Genomic DNA, 17658 nt, shown 5'->3' with positions numbered 1-17658 from the left:
CATTTCACCCTCTTACTAAAAGTTGTGTTTTCTGTATTTTTCCCGTGGCATTTTTCGGAAGCCCGTTTAAAAAAGTAACCTTCTTCGGAATCTTATATTTTGCGAGTTTCCCCTGACAGTATTGAATAACATCCCCCTCTGTTAAAGCGCTTCCATTTCGTTTGACAATAAACGCTTCAGGTACTTCACCCCAAAGTGGATCAGCATTCCCAACCACGGCAACTTCAACAACATCTCTTAATTGGCTGATCACTTGCTCTACTTCAAGGGGGTATATATTTTCTCCGCCTGAAATGATCATTTCTTTCTTCCTGCCTACAATGTAAAGAAAACCTTCATCATCCGTTTTCGCTAAATCGCCTGTCAGAAGCCAGCCATCTTTCAATGAATCCTTCGTGGCATCAGGCCGGTTCCAATATTCCTTCATAATATTTGGCCCTCTCACCGCAAGCTCGCCAACTTCTCCTTTTTCAACCTCCTTACCGTCAGAATCGATCAGCTTATATTCGGAAAATAATACCGGCTTGCCGATCGATCCCTTCTTTCGCGGTGCGTCTTCTTTTGTAAGCATAAATAGAGTAGGAGAGGTTTCGGTCATTCCAAAGCCCTGGCCGAACAGGAATCCTCTATCAAAATAGGCATCTATTAATTCACGCGGACATGGTGCTCCTCCATTATAGAACCAGCGGACTGCGCTTAAATCAGCCGTTTGGAATGATGGACTTGTCAGCAGTGCCTGATGAATGGTCGGAACACCCATCACGATGGTCACCTTATGCTCCTGGATCATCGACATCGCCTTTTCAGGCTCAAACTTTCCGGGAATGACGATCGTTCCCCCTGAAAACAGGGCCGGAAATGCAAATAGTCCAATTCCGCCAATATGAAACAGCGGAAGGAGCACAATGCTGCGGTCCTCTGATGTTAAATCAATCGCGAGTTTGTTATTGACCGCATTCCAGAACATATTGCTCTGTGTCAGTACGGCCCCTTTCGGTTTGCCGGTGGTCCCCGAGGTGTAGCAGATAATGTATGGAGCTTCTTCATTAATCGTATTTTCATTCACAAAGCTTGTTTGAGTACCCTGGTATAAGTCCTCCATAAACTCCATACTCTGGAGTTCGCTTTGTTCAATAAGGGAGGCTGCAAACTCAGCATTTTCTTTTTCAGCAAAGATCACCTTTGAACCGCTATCGTTGAGCTGGAAAACCAGTTCCGTTGCACTTAGCCGAATATTGAGCGGGACCGCCACACATTCTGCCTTTGCAATGGCAAAAAGGAGGACTATGTATTCAATCCGGTTGTGCGACAGAATGGCGATGCGCTCCCCTTTTCCTCCTTGCAGCTTTTCCTGAATCTTCGCGGCAGCTGAATCGACCATTCTATCCAGCTGCCTGTAGGACACCTTTTCGTTATCTGTTATGACTGCTGTTCGATCTGGATGTGTGTATGCCCATTTCTGAATCCAATAGGCAATCCCTTTCATCGAACTCCCCCTCTTTACTTTTTTAGTCCTTGAAAGATGAGTGTCATTGCAGCATCAAATGCCTCTTCAGGGACTTCTTTCTTTTCCCAATACACCCATCTCATACCGAGGAACTGTCCAATCGACATTAAACAATAAGCAACTGTCTCCTGGTCAAGGTCTTTAAATTCGCCAGCCTCTACGCCTTGAGACAAACTCTTTAAAAATCCATTGGCGAGCTTCCCGTAATACCAGCGGAACAGCTCCTGATCCACCACGACAGCCTGCTGGACAATGCTGTATAAATTAGGATGATTTTTGACCCAGCTGAAGAAAGCAAAAAAGCCATTTCGCTGTGCTTCTTCAAATGTAGAACTTCCTGCCATTCCTTCCTTAATCGCAATGCGCAGATCCCGGCTGTAGCTGCGGATTAACTCATCATAGATATCTTTCTTTGAAGGAAAATAGTTATAGAAGGTTCCCTGGGCGACTTTGGCTTCCTGTGAAATATTGACGATGGAAGTCTCAAAATATCCCTTCTGCCCAAAAACCTCTTCAGCTGCTCTTAACAGTTTTTCACGCGTTTCAATTCCTCTTGGAGTAAGTACTTTTTCCTCAGTCGCATTTTTAACTGACACCTGAATCACCTCTCAACTTTATTATAATTAATATTCTTAAAATTACAACAATAACTTATAATATTTTTTCTGAGGATATTAGTTTTGGTTTTTAAAACACAATTAAAAGATCCCCGTATAATAGTTATAACGGGGTTGAATACTCTATTAAATTTCCTCTAAAAAATGAGATCAATCATTCATAATAGTGAGTTTCCCAATCTTATCACACTCCAATGCAAACCATATGGTCTTCCCATCACTGCTTGAAATCCCATGCGGTTCAGCACTTGGAGTTTCAATCGGATACTCCTCAATAATCCCATTATCTGTAAGTCTTCCAATCTTATTTGCTCCCCACTCCGTGAACCATAAATCATTTCCTGCTCCTGCCGTTATGGCATGCGGCCTGGCGTTCCAGGTTGGAATTTCGTATTCCGTTATGTCACCTGAAGTGTTAATACGTCCTATTTTATTACCGATAATCTCGACAAACCAGAGTGCACCATCGTTTCCTTTTGTAATTCCAACCGGCCCAGAAGCCGGTGTAGGAATTGTAAACTCTGTCACTTCTCCATATTCCGTAATTCTTCCAATCACATTATTTTGGTTTTCCGTGAACCATAAGGCATCATCAGATCCCAGCGTAATAAATGATGGGTAAGAACCTTGAGTAGGAAGCTCGTATTCATGGATAGAACCGTCATTCTTAATCCGTCCAATACGGTTTCCATTCATTTCAGTAAACCATATCTCTCCGTTTGGCCCTTCTGTAATTCCATAGGGTGCTGAATCTGGATGGGGCAAGGGATATTCAAGAATAGTGCCTTCTTTTGTAATTCTCCCTATTTTGTTGCCTGCATTTTCGGTAAACCAGACCTCTCCTTTTGACGATACCATTACACACATGACCTTTGCATCCGGTGTTGGCAGAGGGTATTCTGTCAATTCCCCGTCCAACCCAATGCAGCTTATCTTATTGGCTTTATGCTGTGTAAACCAGACCTCTCCCTTATCTGAAACAGCGATTCCGTATGGACCTGTATCTTTACTGGCAAGATCTATTTCCTGTAATTTAAATTCCATACTGTTCCCTCCGAACACCAATATTTTTTTTCAAAAACAAAAAGCCCCCTATCTCGTTTTTCCAAGACAGGAGGCAATGCAGCACATAAATAGACTTAAATAGGCTTTTCGATTAGTTCAGCCCCTTTTCAAGTCAAAAAGCACACACATTAATCCTATCTCAGAAAAACAATCGATAAATAAAGCCCATTCCAACACATTTTCGGAACTGAACCAGAGGCTGAAATATCGATTTTCTCTAAAGCTAGGATTATAGGATCATGTGCTTTTCTTCACCCTTTCGACTATTGGTTGTTTTAACTGTAAGATATTTAATGATTCAAGTCAAATGGTGCTTGGTCAAAGATGGAAATCCTTATCCAGAAAAAAGCAAATCAGACAGAATTTTAAAAAATATTTCTACAGCCTTTTTTACAGCAGTATTTGATAATATAATAGAGTGTTGGAATATATAGAAAGGTTGAGACATTCATGAAAAAGGTTCTTTCAAATTACAAACTAACCATCTTCCTGCTCCTTTCCATCCTGATCGGCGGAATTGCCGGAGTGGTTTTTGGCCCGAAGACAGCGGTTGTGAAGCCGTTTGGGGATTTATTCTTAAATTTATTGTTTATGATCATTGTCCCGCTCGTCTTCTTCAGCATCGCTTCAAGCCTGGCGAATATGGGCGGTATGAAAAGGCTCGGGAAAATCATGGCCGGAATTTTCACTGTGTTTTTCATTACGGCTGTTATTTCCGCTATCCTGGGCTTCATCGGAATTTCCATTGTGGATCCGCTGAAAAACACAGATATCTCTGCCATTAAGAGCATTATGACGGAGGCAGCTGTTGATCCTGAAGCAGAAGATGTCACGTTCCTAGGTCAGCTGGTTCAGGCGTTCACGGTGCCTGATTTCCAGATGCTGTTTTCGAAAAATAATATGCTGCAGCTGATTGTGTTCTCGATTTTATTCGGACTGGCAACTGCGATGTCTGGTGAAAAAGGCAAGCCGATTGCAAATCTTCTTTCTTCTGGTTCAGCTGTCATGATGAAGATTGTTGGATTTGTGATGTACTATGCACCGATTGGTCTTGGCTGTTACTTCGCAACCATCATAGGTGAGCTTGGCCCGCAGATTCTTGGCGGATATGTACGTGTGTTTGTCCTTTATCTTGTATTAACGCTAATCTACTTCTTTGGATTCTTTACGCTGTATGCCTTTGCGGCTGGCGGGAAGGATGGGGTCAAGGTGTTCTGGAAGAATGCCATCACTCCTTCAGTCAGTGCGATTGCCACATGCTCGAGTGCAGCATGTATTCCGATTAACCTTGCAGCCGTCAGAAAGATGGGGGTTCCGCAGGATATTGCTGAGACCATGATTCCGCTTGGGGCTAATACGCATAAAGATGGTTCTGTTCTTGGCGGAGTGTTTAAGATTGTTTTCCTGTTCAGCTTGTTTGGAAAAGACATGTCGAGCATGACAAGCATTCTGACCATTCTTGCTGTATCATTCCTGGTTGGAGCTGTAATGGGGGCTATCCCTGGCGGCGGTATGATTGGCGAGATGCTGATCTTAAGCGTGTTCGGGTTCCCGCCTGAAGTACTTCCGATCATCGCGGTCATCTCTACAATCATTGATGCACCGGCAACCCTTCTGAATTCAGCCGGCAATACGGTTTCGGCCATGATGGTCAGCCGATTTGTCGAGGGAAAGAATTGGCTGAAGGAATCATTAGCCTTGAAATAGCAATCAGAGAGGCTGGAAGGATACACACCTTCAGCCTCTCTTTTTTATATATTATTCAATAAAATACATCTTTCCGTTGACTTCAAGTGATACGGATGATTGTTTCATTTCTTCCTTTAAAGATTTGGCATAGGCAACTACTTCCTTAATCTTTTTCTTGTCAAGATCCTCTGCAAAGCTGTACACGATTGTCACTTTCTCCTTTACAAGCTGCTCGTCATCAGACAGCCATGCACCTGTTCCATCAACAGCTGTTGCCCCTCCAAACATTCCCGAAAATTTTTCTAAAGTTTTGTTCACATAGGGAGTATTATCAATTGGCTGATCAACATCATAGGTGGATGGCACATAAATTTTTACCACGTCTTCAAGATAATATTGCCCTTTTAGGGCGGATTGGTTCTTACCGCTCGCTGCTTCCGGCTGCCCTGCAGTATAGACAGCACTTCCCAAAAAGCAAATGAACAGGATGAGAGGGATAACCCAATAGGCAATTCTTTTCCTTTCCAACACTGCCACTCCTTTGTTTGTAAGTTCGCTGACGAAACACCGGTGCCTTCCTCTAAATGATTATAGCTTCTGGTTTTGAACAAAACATGGTATATTTTTACTTAATTTCAATAATTTTGATGTTCTAAATGTGTATCCTTTTAACTAAATCACTCCGCCCACTATAAAAGAAAAAAAGGAATGACGCGATTTATACACGCCATTCCCTTTTTATCAGCCCTTTAGTTTTTTGTTATATCCATTGTCCCCGTATGGCTGCAGCTCCTCCAGCCACTTTTCTTCCAGCTTTTCCAGGGCTTCCTTTTCGTTGAAATACGGATCATTTTTCTTTTTCAGCTTCTCCAGAATGCCGATTTCAAAAGCCTCTTTCCCGTACTGATTCCACTCGTCCTGCAGCTCCCGATTAGGCATGTAGCCGTTTGTTTCGAGTGAAAATCTTACTCCATTCAAGCTTTTTAAATTATTCGTGCTGCCAATGAAGATTTTATTGTTCACTGTATTCTTTATTTGATAAACCCCTGCTTCAATGGGCGTTTCTTTAAACTGCTGTTTTAATTCTCTTTTGCGTTCCATGATAATCCCCCGTTTATCTATTTTTTAAGCCAATACTCGCTGCCATCCAGCTTCCGGTCCAAAAATCCATAATCGATCAAATATCGTCTGATCAGAGCATAATCCTCATAAAAGCCCTTCAATGCCCGATTTATCTCTTTCTCGCCATATGTGTGCTCAGGCTGAAGCTGCCCGGCAATCTCCCGCAGCACAATCAGCCTTTGCTTCTCCTTTGGCGGAAACTTTACGAGAGGCTTATCAGTGCCTTCAGGGAAGTATTTCTTAAGGATTTTCTCCTGTTCTTCTTCTGTAATGTTGTAGCGATCATCCACCATTGTCGCTGTTTTATGGACAGGCAGGAACGCTGGTGCGTACTCATCCTTTTCCTTCAGCAATTCCATGATTGCCAGGAAGGTCTTCGCCTGCCGTTCCTTTTCCTTTAAAGCAAAACGGTGATGGCGGATGGTCGAGGTGCTCCCCATGTCCAGTTCTTTCTGAATGTCCTTATCGCTTTTACCCTGATGAAAAAGCTGAAGAAGACTTTTTTGATGATCGGTAAGCCCAGTAAGCTTCTTATCCATGGACAGCAAATAATCAAACACCGAGTTATGTGCCGTTTCGATATGAATGCGCATATACCGTTCCGCTTCGTACAATCTATCTTTATACGGATATACAATCCCTTTTTCAATCTTTTCCCCGCATAAGAGGCATGTAAATGAATCCTTTTCTTCGATATAGCCCTGCTTAAGCTCCTCCAAAGAAGCGTCCCAGAATAGATTTGATAATTCCATTAGCCAATACACATCCTAATCCATATGAATAAACAAATTATCACTTTGTTTGCTTTATGATAAACATAATAATACAAAGTTTGAATTTAGTCAATGAAATAACAAACACACCTATTAAATGTTTGCATAATTCCAAACACCCAACAAAAAGGTTTAAATTTTTCATAAAAAAAAGACCTCCGGTTAAGAAGGCCTAGCATTATTACCCCATTTACGACTCTGCTTCATTTGCCCAGGGATTTAACTTCCTCTTTTTCAAAGTCCCTGTAATGGATGATCTCAGAAAGAATCTTACATCCATTTGCTTTCTCGAACTCCGTTCTGGCTTCATCCTTGTTGTCATACTCAAACATTTTGACTTTGTCATGTAAAAAAAGTGTTAGAATCCACAAATCTTATAACCTCCCTGGTTTTAAAGATGCTTGAAGAATGAGCACAATCCGCAGAACCCTCTATCGTGTATGGAAATGGGAGGTTGTGTTCATTTTAAAAACAGATTAAAAGCAACCGTAATCAGCCAGCCGAGGGCAAAAGTAAGAGAAATATATGTACCGACATAAAGTAAAACCTCCGTCATGATTCCTCCCCCAATGATTTTGACGTGAATTTTTCTTTATAGATGGGTTAATTCTCGCTGCGAAGGATTGTCAAATTGTATTAAACATGCAAGTACTTAGCCGGTTTCATCTCCCTCCCTTTAAAATACTGTCATTATATCAAGCGTTTTTTAAAAATATGTCGAACAATCGCACCTTTACCGATTTGTAAATAGAGTGTTAACTTTCTTTAATAATTCTAATCTTTGTATTATTACTGAAAGATAGTCTTCTATTTTCGTTGATGCGTATTAATTGATACAGAAAAAAGAAAGAAGCCTATTTTCCATCGAAATAGGCTTTTAAACATAATTCATTCCTTATTCTTTTTATTGATCCATCCATGAAACGCAGTGATCAATCCGATAAATAGGCTGTATCCCACAAAGGTATAATGATGATGCCAGTTTTCTGCATGGACAAACATTCCCATGTCCTCTCCCATTTTTTCCAAGGCTGCCATTGCTAAGCTGATGGATAAAACAAACATCCCTTTTAACCAGCCCTTCAGGCTTTTCATGATTTTTAATAATAGAATCATAAAGATAGGAAGGACTGCCAGGGTGAACAGTATATTGATTGTAAAAATGGCTGAGAATGGCCGGTTCGGAAAATAGTACATCCCCTTCCCGATAAAGTACAAATCTAAGTATGTGCCTAACAGCGATGCCAATAGCATGGCCGGCATATAGCTTTTAATTCCAGACGGCTTTTTTCGCAAGGGCTGCGAGCTCGAGCCTTTCAAGTGTTTTACAGTATGCATGCTGGATCTCCCCATTGATCATATCGTCTAACTCCAGAAAATACTCCAATACGTGAAAATCCCTAAACCAATCCCCTGATTCGGCATCAGGCTGGCTCCTATTTTTCCAGGCCGTTTCAAGGCTTGGGCTATAAATCCGTCTTCCCCCCGGCCGCAGCTGGCACGATTTTAATTGAAACTGATATTGCTCGCCTGGCAGTCCTTCATGGACATCATTGAAAATATGCGGCCAATAATCCTTCCTTGAACCGGTATGGGGGTGAGCATATGCCCATTGTTCCGTTAAGGCAAGCAACTCTTTGTCCTTAAACAGGATATCATACAGCTTTTTCCCTAATAGGATCCGTTCATGAAGCGATTCAAAATGATTCAATGTCTGGCCCTTCATATGGGTAACGCCATTCCTTTCATAAGGAAAAAGGATGTGATTCAAGGCCAGAAGCTCCTGCAGCTTAAATTCAAACTTATGAAAAACCTCTTGTTTATATAGCGGATTTTGAATCACCCTATTTTCTAAATAGCTTTGTTCATTTATGACAAGGGCAATGGTGAGAAGGTAAGGATCGGGCTTTCTCCAAAAACAGCTCCAGACCGTTTCCATGAAGACGGAAATATTAAGGAGCGGAAAAAGGTAAAATAATGGCTTATTTCTTTTCAGGCTTTCCCGGTAAATCAAGAATTGCGGATAGGCATCTTGAAAAATGAGCCAATTCCCTCTTTCCAGAAAGGAAAAGAAGGAATGTTTTTCGCGATCCGGTAATAATCGGGACAGAATCTCCCCCTTTAAATCGGTCATATTCCATCCGCCATTGCGGGAAACCATATGTCCCAAAAACGCCCAATGGATTTCCGGGTGCTGCCGGTAAAAATCAAGATAGGCTTTTGTTCTGGTGACATTATTCAGATTCCAGCCCATTGTCTCCCGTTTAATATGGCCGAGGATCCCCTTCTCCTCTTCTGAAAGATGGATCGATTTTTGAGTTCGTGTCCTTTTCTTTAATTCTTCCTTTAACCAGCCCATTGGGGACTTCCCTTGTTTCTTTTGAAAAAAGATGAGCATCCCCTCCTCCATGAATTCTCTTTCAGTCAGATGAATATGTATCTAAAGGATCCATTTTACTTGAGAGGAATGTGCATGAAATGACTGATACGGTTTCTAGCATGAACAATCTCATCACCCTATTAAGAAAAGACCAGTCTCCTGATGGTTCCTGGAATTATCCATTTGAAACTGGCATTTCAACAGATGCTTATATGATCATTTTATTAAAGACACTGGAGATACATGATGAAAAATTAATACAGGGGCTGGCAGCAAGGATCATAAGCAAACAGGAGGAAAATGGCGCCTGGAAGATTTTTGAGGATGAAAAGGATGGAAATGCAACTGCCACTTTGGAGGCTTATTACGGGCTATTATATTCGGGCTATATTCAGAAGGAAGATCCCCGAATGAAAGCCGCCAGGGAATTCATACTGGAGCATGGCGGTATGGAGAGCGTGAATGTTTTTACAAAAATTATGCTTTCCTCTACAGGACAGTATAAATGGCCAGAATCCTTTCCGGTTCCGGTGGAAATCATGCTTCTTCCTTTATCTTTTCCTTTTAACTTTTACCAATTTTCCGTGTATGGGCGTGTGAATCTGGCTCCCATTCTCATTCTGGCAGAGAAAAAGTTCAGCATTAAAACGAAAAACAGCCCCGACCTTTCAGATTTACTTTTAACAAGGTCAGGAGAAGTCCCATGGGATATCCAGCCGGAATACCGGTCATTATTATCATTCATCAAAGAAGGAGTAGAAGATCTTTTAGGACTGCCTGAACAGTTTCACTCATTGGCTATGGACCGGACAAAAAAATATATGCTCGAGCGGATTGAACCGGATGGAACATTCTATAGTTATTTCAGCTCTACCTTTTTAATGATCTTTGCACTCCTGTCTCTTGGCTACTCCAAGGATGATCCGATTATAAAAAATGCGGTCGCAGGGCTGAAATCGCTCAGGACTGAAATCGATGGTCTCCCCCATATGCAGTATGCTAACGCCGGTGTCTGGAATACTTCTCTGATTAATGCAACTCTCCAATTAGCCGGCCTTTCGGCAGAAGATCCTTCTGTAAAGAAAGCAAATACCTATTTGCTGCAGCGTCAGCATGATCAGTTTGGAGATTGGGTTATTCATAATCCGAATGCTCTGCCGGGTGGATGGGGATTTTCCGACGTAAACACCCGCAATCCCGATATAGACGATACAACTGTTTCGTTAAGAGCGATAGCCAGGAGTGTGGAGGACAATTCAAAAAATCAGGAGGCCTGGAATCGGGGCACCCAATGGCTGCTATCCATGCAAAATGATGATGGAGGCTGGCCTTCCTTTGAAAGAAACACCGAGAATCCATGGCTTGACTTCCTGCCAATTGAAAAGGGTGAATATATATTTGGAGACCCAACCTCTGCCGACCTGACCGGAAGGACGCTGGAGTTTTTGGGGAACTATACCAATCTGCCTGATCAGGACCCATCAGTTCAACACGCGATTAACTGGCTGTTGAACAACCAGGAACAGAATGGCTCCTGGTATGGCAGATGGGGTGTTTGCTATATTTATGGCACGTGGGCAGCCGTAACAGGGCTTATTGCTTCAGGCATGTCAAAAGACCATCCTTCCATCCAAAAAGCCGCTGACTGGCTGAAGGGTATTCAAAACGAGGATGGCGGCTGGGGGGAATCCTGCCTGAGTGACAGCAAGAAATCATATGTTCCTTTGCATGCAAGTACCATAACAGACACGGCATGGGCGCTGGATGCCTTAATTACAGCGGAAGATCAGCCAACCGAAGAGATCCAGAAAGGAATTCATTGCCTGGTCCATTCAATCGATAAAGAGGATTGGACAACAGCCTATCCAAAAGGGCAGGCTATGGCAGGAAGCTTTTACATCCATTATCATAGCTATCGGTATATTTTTCCCCTGATGGCTTTGGCTCATTATCATCGGAAGTTCGGATGATCGTTGATCCATTAGCCAATCTGGAAAGAGATGTTAATTACCTCCTTGCACTTAATGCGCCAGATTCCCTCATACAAAAAAGAAGCGACAACTATTGTCGCTTCTTTTTTACTACACATGCTTCAAGTAGCTTTCTTTCATTTGAATTAATGTATCATCGGCAGGCTGGCTCCAAATTTGATCATTGAAAATTTCCACTTCAATGGGCCCCGAGTAGCCTGTTTCCTCTACAGCCTTGCGAATGCGGCTGATTTCTATTACTCCGTCGCCCATCATGCCCCGTCCCTTCAGCATATCAGGTGTAGGAACGAGCCAATCGGAAACATGGAAGCCTAAGATTCGGCCTTTGGCCCGGTTGATCTGGTTATATAAGTCGGGATCCCACCATACATGAAAGACATCGACAACGACACCTACCTGTTCAGGCCGGTATGCTTCCGCAAGAGTGTTAGCCAGGTCCATAGAAACGACCACCGACCGTTCCGCCGCATACATAGGGTGCAGCGGCTCGATGCCTAATTTCACCCCATGCGATTCCGCGAATGGAACCAGCTGGGAGATTCCTTCCTCGACCATTTGCCGGGCAGATACAATGTCCCGGTCAGGAGACGGCCCGCAGACCAGAACGAGAACATCCGTACCCAGCTCGGCCGCTTCTTCCACCGCTCTTTTATTATCTTCTATTCTTTTTTGCCGCTCAGATGGAGTTCCAGCGGGAAACATGCCGCCTCTGCACAAACTGGAAACCTTTAATCCCGCATCCTTGATCAGACGTTTGCTTGTGCTTAAGCCCAACTCCTCTACCTTATGCCTCCAGGGGGCGATCCAGGGAACTTCCGCCCGGGCACATCCCTCGATGGCTTCTTTTAAATTCCATTGCTCTGTCGTAATTTGATTTAGACTTAAACGCTCATAATTTTCCACTGGAATACTCCTCCTGACGAATCCCGGCTAAATTCAATACCAGCTTCATTCTTTCTGCAGCAAGCTCAGGGTCCGACAGCAGTCCGGCCTGGTCTGCCAATACAAACAGTTCCGACAGATGCACGATGGACCTTGCACTCTCAGCCCCGCCAATCATGCGGAAATGGGATTGGTGCCCGTTCAGATAAGCCATGAAGACGATACCGGTTTTATAGGAATAAGTTGGCGCCTGGAAAATATGACGTGACAGCGGAACTGTTTTTTCCAATAATGCATGATAGGACTCATAGTCACGATCATCCAGAGCATGCAGGGCTGCAGCTGCAGCTGGTGCGATGGCGTCAAAAATCCCCAGCAGGGCATGGCTGTATCCGTGTTCGTCCCCTTTAATCAGTTCAGGATAATTGAAATCATCACCGGTATACATTTTCACACCTGGTGGAAGAAGCCTGCGCATTTCTATTTCACGGGAAGCATCAAGAAGAGAGATTTTGATTCCGTCGACTTTGTCTTTGTTATCCCAAATGACATTCAGACAAACTTCCATCGCATCATCCAGATTCTTATAGCCCCAGTATCCTTTTAAGGATGGATCGAACATATCGCCAAGCCAGTGAAGGATAACCGGCTTAGAGACCTGTCTCAAAATATTGGCATAAATCCTCTCATAATCCTCAGGGCCTTGGGCACAATCTGCCAGGGCCCTGCTTGCCATCAGGATGATTTGAGAGTTATGCTGTTCCACAAATTCGCATTGCTCCTCATAGGCAGCTTGAACATCCGCTAAGGTGACGGATGGGCCAGGGAGCAGCTGATCTGTCCCGGCTCCGCATGCTATCCTGCCGCCCTCTACTTTTGCTTCCGCCGCCGACCGGCGAATCAGCTCCTTTGCATGCTCCCAATTAAGACCCATTCCGCGCTGGGCCGTATCCATCGCCTCTGCTACCGAGAGACCCATAGACCATAGATGCCTTCGATAAGCTAAGGTGTTTTCCCAGTCGATCTTTGCCTTTAAAACGGGATCGGAATCTGCGAGAGGATTACAAACCACATGGGCAGCTGAAAAGGCGATCCTGCTTTTGATAGGGCCTTCCGGCAGGATGAAAGCTTTCTGATTCCCAGCGTGATATTCATATGACTTGCCGTTTTTATCTGGCAGAGTTAACTGCTTCACCATTCTTTCTCACCTCCAGGCTTAATTCCGGTACATCAACCCAGCGCCGGTCCTCCCACGATTTAAGCCCTAGTTCAGCCAGCTGAGTTCCTTTGGCACCCTCGAGCAAATCCCAAGGAAACGGTTCGCCGGCTGCAATATGCTTTAAAAACAGCTCCCACTGGACCTTGAAGCCATTATCAAAAACCTGGTTATCCGGGACTGTTTGCCATTGTTCTGTAAATGCAAAAGGATTCTCAATGTCAGGATTCCATACAGGCTTCGGTGTATTGGTGCGATGCTGAATCTTGCAATCTCTTAAACCAGCTACAGCGCTTCCGTGTGTGCCATCTACTTGAATCGTTAATAAGTCTTCCCGATTAACCCGGACAGTCCAGGAGGAATTCACCTGTGCAACAATGCCGCCTTCGAGTTCAAAGGTTGCATATGCAGCATCATCGGCTGTGCACACGTACGTATTTCCATTTTCATCGACCCGTTTTGGAATATGGGTTTTACCCAGGCAGGAAACAGACTCTACATTTCCAAATAAGTTATCTAGGACATAACGCCAATGGGCAAACATATCAACAATAATTCCGCCTCCATCCTCCTTGCGATAATTCCAGGATGGCCTCTGTCCAGCCTGCCAATCCCCTTCAAATACCCAATAGCCAAATTCCATCTGAACGGATAGGATTTTGCCGAAGAACCCTGAATCTATCAGTCTCTTTAATTTTAATAGTCCAGGCAGGAATAATTTATCCTGCACAACCCCATTTTTCACCCCAGCCCCATACGCCAGCTTTGCCAGTTCAATAGATTCCTCCAAGCTTGTGGCAGTTGGTTTTTCACAGTAAATGTGCTTTCCGGCTTTTATGGCTTTCCGAATCGCATCTGCCCTTCGGACGGTGGTTTGAGAATCAAAATAGATTACATTATGCGGATCTGCCAGGCACTCATCAAGGTCTGTGCTCCATCGGCTGATATTGTGCTTTTCAGCTAGCAATTGCAGTTTATCTTTGTTTCTTCCAACAAGAATGGGGTCCGGCATAATAACATCACCATTCGCCAGCTCCACCCCTCCTTGCTCGCGGATTGCCACGATAGATCTCACTAGATGCTGATTCGTTCCCATCCTACCGGTCACACCGTTCATGATAATTCCAATATTTTTAACTGCCATAACTACTTCCTCCTTTTGACTTTAAAGCCAAGTAATTTGTTGTTTAGCTTACTTTTATTCTAAAAATTTTTGAAAGGATTATCTCATCCATATCGGAAGGCTATTTGCAATATCGGAGATAAGAGGGGAAATCTATTACAATTGGCTCTGTTAAATTTGCCTGTTTATTTCCGTTGCAGGTACCCGCTTTCCGCGGGCGGTCCGGGAGCCTCCTCGGCGCTTTCGCACCTGCGGGGTCTCCCGATGACACGCTTCTCCCGCAGGAGTCCCGCACCTTCCACTCCAATCAGCAGGGTGCTAAAAGCTTTTTTACAAACCTTCAAAAAAAATACCGTCACTTCTCAGAAGAAGGACGGTAATTAATGAGATCATTGGTAAACAAAATCTGCTAGATATAGAGAAAGCTGAGGAACATACGTAATGACCATTAGCGCTGCAATCAGCACAAATATAAACGGCATGGTACCTCTTGTTACACCAGCCAGCGACATTTTGCTGATGCCTGATGCCACAAATAGATTCAATCCAAAAGGAGGAGTCAGCATTCCGATTGCCAGATTGATAATCATGATAACGCCGAAATGAATCGGATCTATTCCCATTTCAAGCACCACCGGCAAAAACAGCGGGACGAGGATCAGCACTGCTGCGCTCGAATCCATAAACATGCCCACGATCAGCAGGATGATATTGACCAGAATTAAGAAAACAATAGGATTTGATGCATACTCTATCAGTGTTCCTGCGACGGTAGACGGGATCTGTTCATAGGTCAAATACCAGCTGAACACCTTCGAAGCAGAAATGACAAGCATAATCATGGCAGATGTCACAATCGATCTTTTTGTAACGGCAAATAATTCTTTAAAGGTCAGTTCCTTATAGATAAAAAAGCCGACAATCATGCTGTATACAATCGCAACCGCTGCAGCTTCGGTCGGGGTGAAAACGCCAAAGTAAATACCGCCAAGGACGATGACTGGCATCAAAATTCCCCAGATGGCAGAAACCGTTGATTTCCATAATTCCTTTCCGGTCGGTCTTGGATCTGGCTTATGCCCCTGTTTCTTTGCAATAACATACCCGACAGTCATAAGAATCAGTCCGATAAAGATTCCCGGAATGATTCCGGCAATAAACAATTTGCCGATTGAAACTTCCGCAACTGAGCCATAGACTAGAAACGTTATACTGGGAGGGATGATGATCCCGAGCGAGCCGGATGCACACATTAATCCAACCGAGAATTTTTCAGAAAACCGCGCTTCCTTTAAGGATGGAATCATGATGCCCCCAATCGCAGCAACCGTTGCAGGGCTTGATCCTGAAAGGGCAGCAAAAAACATGGACGATAGCACCCCTGCAATTGGCAGGCCTCCGGTTGTCCAACCGACCCATTTCTTCGTGAAATCTATTAATCTCTTGGATGTCCCCCCTGCCAGCATTAAATCTCCTGCAAATACAAAGAAAGGGATGGCCATCAGTGAAAAGGAATCTACTCCAGAAAACATGGTTCTCGCCAATGTATCCATTGGAACGTTACTTTGAAAGATGACGATAATCGTACTTAACGCAATGGAAATAGCAATTGGAACCCCCAATAAAAGAAGAACCAGAAAGATGATTAATAGCATCATAGTTTGGGTGCCTCCTCTTTTGGAGGAATAATTGTTTGGTTTACTGCACGCAAGCTTTTTACATCCTGAACTAATAGCTGCAGAAAGCGAATCAGCATCAGGCTTGCCCCAACAGGGAGAGCCAGATATGGGATATACATCGGCATTCCGGTGGACGGAGTCACACTGCCGAATTCAATAACACTGGAAACGATCCCGCTGCCTGACCAAATTAAAAAGACACAGAAAACAATGGAAATCAGATTGGCAATCGTTGAGAAGATTTTTTTTCCCTTTTCAGGCAAATACGTAACAAGGGCGTCCATCGTGGCATGCGCTTTTTCCCTGACGGCAATACTGCTTCCTATAAATACAAACCACACTATTAAGTATCTTGCCACCTCCTCTGACCAGGACAGCGAATAATTGAAAACATATCTTAACACCACCTGTACGAACACAAGCAAGGAAGTAAGGATTAAGGAAACAACTCCGACATATTCCTCAAGGTAGTTCAAAATATGATTGATTTTCTGCAATGAAGATCCCTCCTTCTTGAAAAAGAGACGGCTATCAGCCGTCCTTGATTGTATTTTAAAAATGCTATTGCGCTTCTTTTATGGCATCCAGTACTTCCTGCCCGCCCTCCACTTTCTTAAAGTCTTCATATACTTCACTTGTAGCCTTAATAAATGCCTCTTTATCCGATTCTGTCAGTTCGGTAATTTCAATCCCTGACTCTTCTAACGTTTTCATATAGGCTTCTTCATCAGCAGCAGATTGTTCCCATTGCCAATCCGTTACCTCAGCAGACACTTCATCGACAGCTTTCTGAAGATCTGCAGGAAGCTTCTGATAGAATTGCTCGCTGATTAATAATGGATAAGCCATATATCCATGGCTGCTTAAGGTTAAATAATCCTGGACCTCATAAAATTTCTTGCTGACGATATTGCTTAAAGGATTTTCCTGCCCATCAACCGTTTTGGTTTGAAGAGCCGTATATAATTCCGCAAAGTCAATGGAAACCCCGCCAGCGCCCATCGCCTGGAACTGGGAAATTAAGAGCGGGCTTTGGGAGACACGCATCTTCAGGCCATCCAGGTCCTCCGGCTTTTGAATCGTTTGCTTGGAATTCGTCAGATGCTTGAATCCACCGTCCCAATATCCCAAGGCACGAAGACCCTGTTTCTCTAAGTGCTGGTTGAAAATTTCACCCACTTTTCCATTTACCGCGCTTTTCACATGGTCACGGTCTTTAAATAAATAGGGAAGGTCAAACACTTCAAATTGTTTAACAAAGGCAGGCAAAACGCCAGTAAAAGGAGCGTTCATTTGAATGGTTCCAGACTGCATTTGTTCTGTGATTTCCCGGTCAGCTCCCAATTGGGAATCCGGGAAGACTTCCACTTTAATTTGGCCGTCTGTCCGCTCTTCCAATAGCTCTTTAAACTTCTCGGCAGCTTTGCCCTTTGCTGTTGAAGCGCTTACAACATGTGCGAATTTTATTACATATTCCCCTTTTTCTTCAGCCTTGCCGCTTCCCCCTGATGATGCTGATTTTCCACAGCCAGCTGTAAACATAGCGAGCATCAAAATACAAATTGAAAATAATCCCCATTTTCTTTTCATGTCCCTTTGGCCCTCCTAAGTAAA

At 43.6% G+C, this 17658-nt stretch carries 17 protein-coding genes; 2 read left to right on the top strand and 15 right to left on the bottom strand.

All coding sequences use genetic code 11. From position 1 onward, the window contains the following. Window positions 1-4 precede the first annotated feature (4 nt). The 3 genes from MKY20_RS14490 to MKY20_RS14480 form a co-directional block, all read right to left on the bottom strand. Window positions 5-1486: an o-succinylbenzoate--CoA ligase gene (locus MKY20_RS14490; RefSeq protein ID WP_009333835.1), complete on the bottom strand. Its 1482-nt coding sequence runs from the start codon at window positions 1484-1486 to the stop codon at window positions 5-7. A gap of 14 nt (window positions 1487-1500) precedes the next feature. Next, window positions 1501-2103: a TetR/AcrR family transcriptional regulator gene (locus MKY20_RS14485; protein WP_071155541.1), complete on the bottom strand. Its 603-nt coding sequence runs from the start codon at window positions 2101-2103 to the stop codon at window positions 1501-1503. 171 nt (window positions 2104-2274) lie between these two features. Beyond that, window positions 2275-3168: a Vgb family protein gene (locus MKY20_RS14480; protein WP_341001640.1), complete on the bottom strand. Its 894-nt coding sequence runs from the start codon at window positions 3166-3168 to the stop codon at window positions 2275-2277. A gap of 471 nt (window positions 3169-3639) precedes the next feature. Here MKY20_RS14480 and MKY20_RS14475 point away from each other — a divergent pair, with 471 nt between their 5' ends. After that, entirely contained in the window at window positions 3640-4896 is a 1257-nt protein-coding gene (locus MKY20_RS14475) for a dicarboxylate/amino acid:cation symporter (RefSeq protein WP_009333832.1), read from the top strand. A 51-nt stretch (window positions 4897-4947) separates the two neighbouring features. On the opposite strand, the gene MKY20_RS14470 is transcribed toward MKY20_RS14475, so the two are convergent. The 6 genes from MKY20_RS14470 to MKY20_RS14445 all read right to left on the bottom strand — a co-directional run bounded on the left by MKY20_RS14470 (window position 4948) and on the right by MKY20_RS14445 (window position 9171). After that, window positions 4948-5409, bottom strand: a complete 462-nt coding sequence (locus MKY20_RS14470; RefSeq protein ID WP_284521774.1) for a DUF3574 domain-containing protein — start codon at window positions 5407-5409, stop codon at window positions 4948-4950. A 210-nt stretch (window positions 5410-5619) separates the two neighbouring features. Next, a complete protein-coding gene (locus MKY20_RS14465; protein WP_019382290.1) occupies window positions 5620-5979 on the bottom strand; it encodes a GIY-YIG nuclease family protein in 360 nt (119 codons plus the stop codon). Window positions 5980-5996: 17 nt separating this feature from the next. Further along, on the bottom strand, window positions 5997-6752 hold the full coding sequence (locus MKY20_RS14460; RefSeq protein ID WP_341001636.1) for a DUF2087 domain-containing protein: 756 nt from the start codon (window positions 6750-6752) through the stop codon (window positions 5997-5999). 224 nt (window positions 6753-6976) lie between these two features. Further along, complete coding sequence (locus MKY20_RS14455) at window positions 6977-7144, bottom strand: hypothetical protein (RefSeq protein ID WP_009333828.1); 168 nt, start codon at window positions 7142-7144, stop codon at window positions 6977-6979. Window positions 7145-7661: 517 nt separating this feature from the next. Beyond that, on the bottom strand, window positions 7662-8111 hold the full coding sequence (locus MKY20_RS14450) for a CBO0543 family protein (RefSeq protein ID WP_258752512.1): 450 nt from the start codon (window positions 8109-8111) through the stop codon (window positions 7662-7664). Beyond that, window positions 8044-9171 (bottom strand): DUF2515 family protein, encoded by a 1128-nt coding sequence (locus MKY20_RS14445; RefSeq protein WP_341001633.1) that lies wholly within the window; start codon window positions 9169-9171, stop codon window positions 8044-8046. Before MKY20_RS14445 ends, MKY20_RS14450 begins: the two co-directional genes overlap by 68 nt. A gap of 80 nt (window positions 9172-9251) precedes the next feature. Between MKY20_RS14445 and shc the strand changes: the two genes are divergently transcribed. Then, a complete protein-coding gene (gene shc, locus MKY20_RS14440) occupies window positions 9252-11123 on the top strand; it encodes a squalene--hopene cyclase (RefSeq protein WP_341001630.1) in 1872 nt (623 codons plus the stop codon). A 111-nt stretch (window positions 11124-11234) separates the two neighbouring features. On the opposite strand, the gene MKY20_RS14435 is transcribed toward shc, so the two are convergent. The 6 genes from MKY20_RS14435 to MKY20_RS14410 form a co-directional block, all read right to left on the bottom strand. After that, on the bottom strand, window positions 11235-12047 hold the full coding sequence (locus MKY20_RS14435; RefSeq protein ID WP_341001628.1) for a sugar phosphate isomerase/epimerase family protein: 813 nt from the start codon (window positions 12045-12047) through the stop codon (window positions 11235-11237). Beyond that, on the bottom strand, window positions 12034-13224 hold the full coding sequence (locus tag MKY20_RS14430; RefSeq protein WP_341001626.1) for a dihydrodipicolinate synthase family protein: 1191 nt from the start codon (window positions 13222-13224) through the stop codon (window positions 12034-12036). The genes MKY20_RS14435 and MKY20_RS14430 overlap by 14 nt, the downstream gene beginning before the upstream one ends. After that, on the bottom strand, window positions 13196-14386 hold the full coding sequence (locus tag MKY20_RS14425; protein WP_341001624.1) for a Gfo/Idh/MocA family protein: 1191 nt from the start codon (window positions 14384-14386) through the stop codon (window positions 13196-13198). Before MKY20_RS14425 ends, MKY20_RS14430 begins: the two co-directional genes overlap by 29 nt. 368 nt (window positions 14387-14754) lie before the next feature. Beyond that, window positions 14755-16023 carry a TRAP transporter large permease gene (locus tag MKY20_RS14420; protein WP_009333821.1) on the bottom strand — a complete coding sequence of 423 codons (1269 nt, stop codon included), beginning with the start codon at window positions 16021-16023 and terminating at the stop codon, window positions 14755-14757. After that, window positions 16020-16541 (bottom strand): TRAP transporter small permease, encoded by a 522-nt coding sequence (locus tag MKY20_RS14415; protein ID WP_009333820.1) that lies wholly within the window; start codon window positions 16539-16541, stop codon window positions 16020-16022. The genes MKY20_RS14420 and MKY20_RS14415 overlap by 4 nt, the downstream gene beginning before the upstream one ends. Window positions 16542-16605: 64 nt before the next feature. Further along, entirely contained in the window at window positions 16606-17634 is a 1029-nt protein-coding gene (locus MKY20_RS14410) for a TRAP transporter substrate-binding protein (RefSeq protein WP_019382298.1), read from the bottom strand. Window positions 17635-17658 lie beyond the last annotated feature (24 nt).

Source organism: Cytobacillus sp. FSL W8-0315, from assembly GCF_038002905.1.
GTDB lineage: Bacteria > Bacillota > Bacilli > Bacillales > Cytobacillaceae > Cytobacillus > Cytobacillus pseudoceanisediminis.
This window is presented reverse-complemented; position numbering and strand designations above follow the sequence as displayed.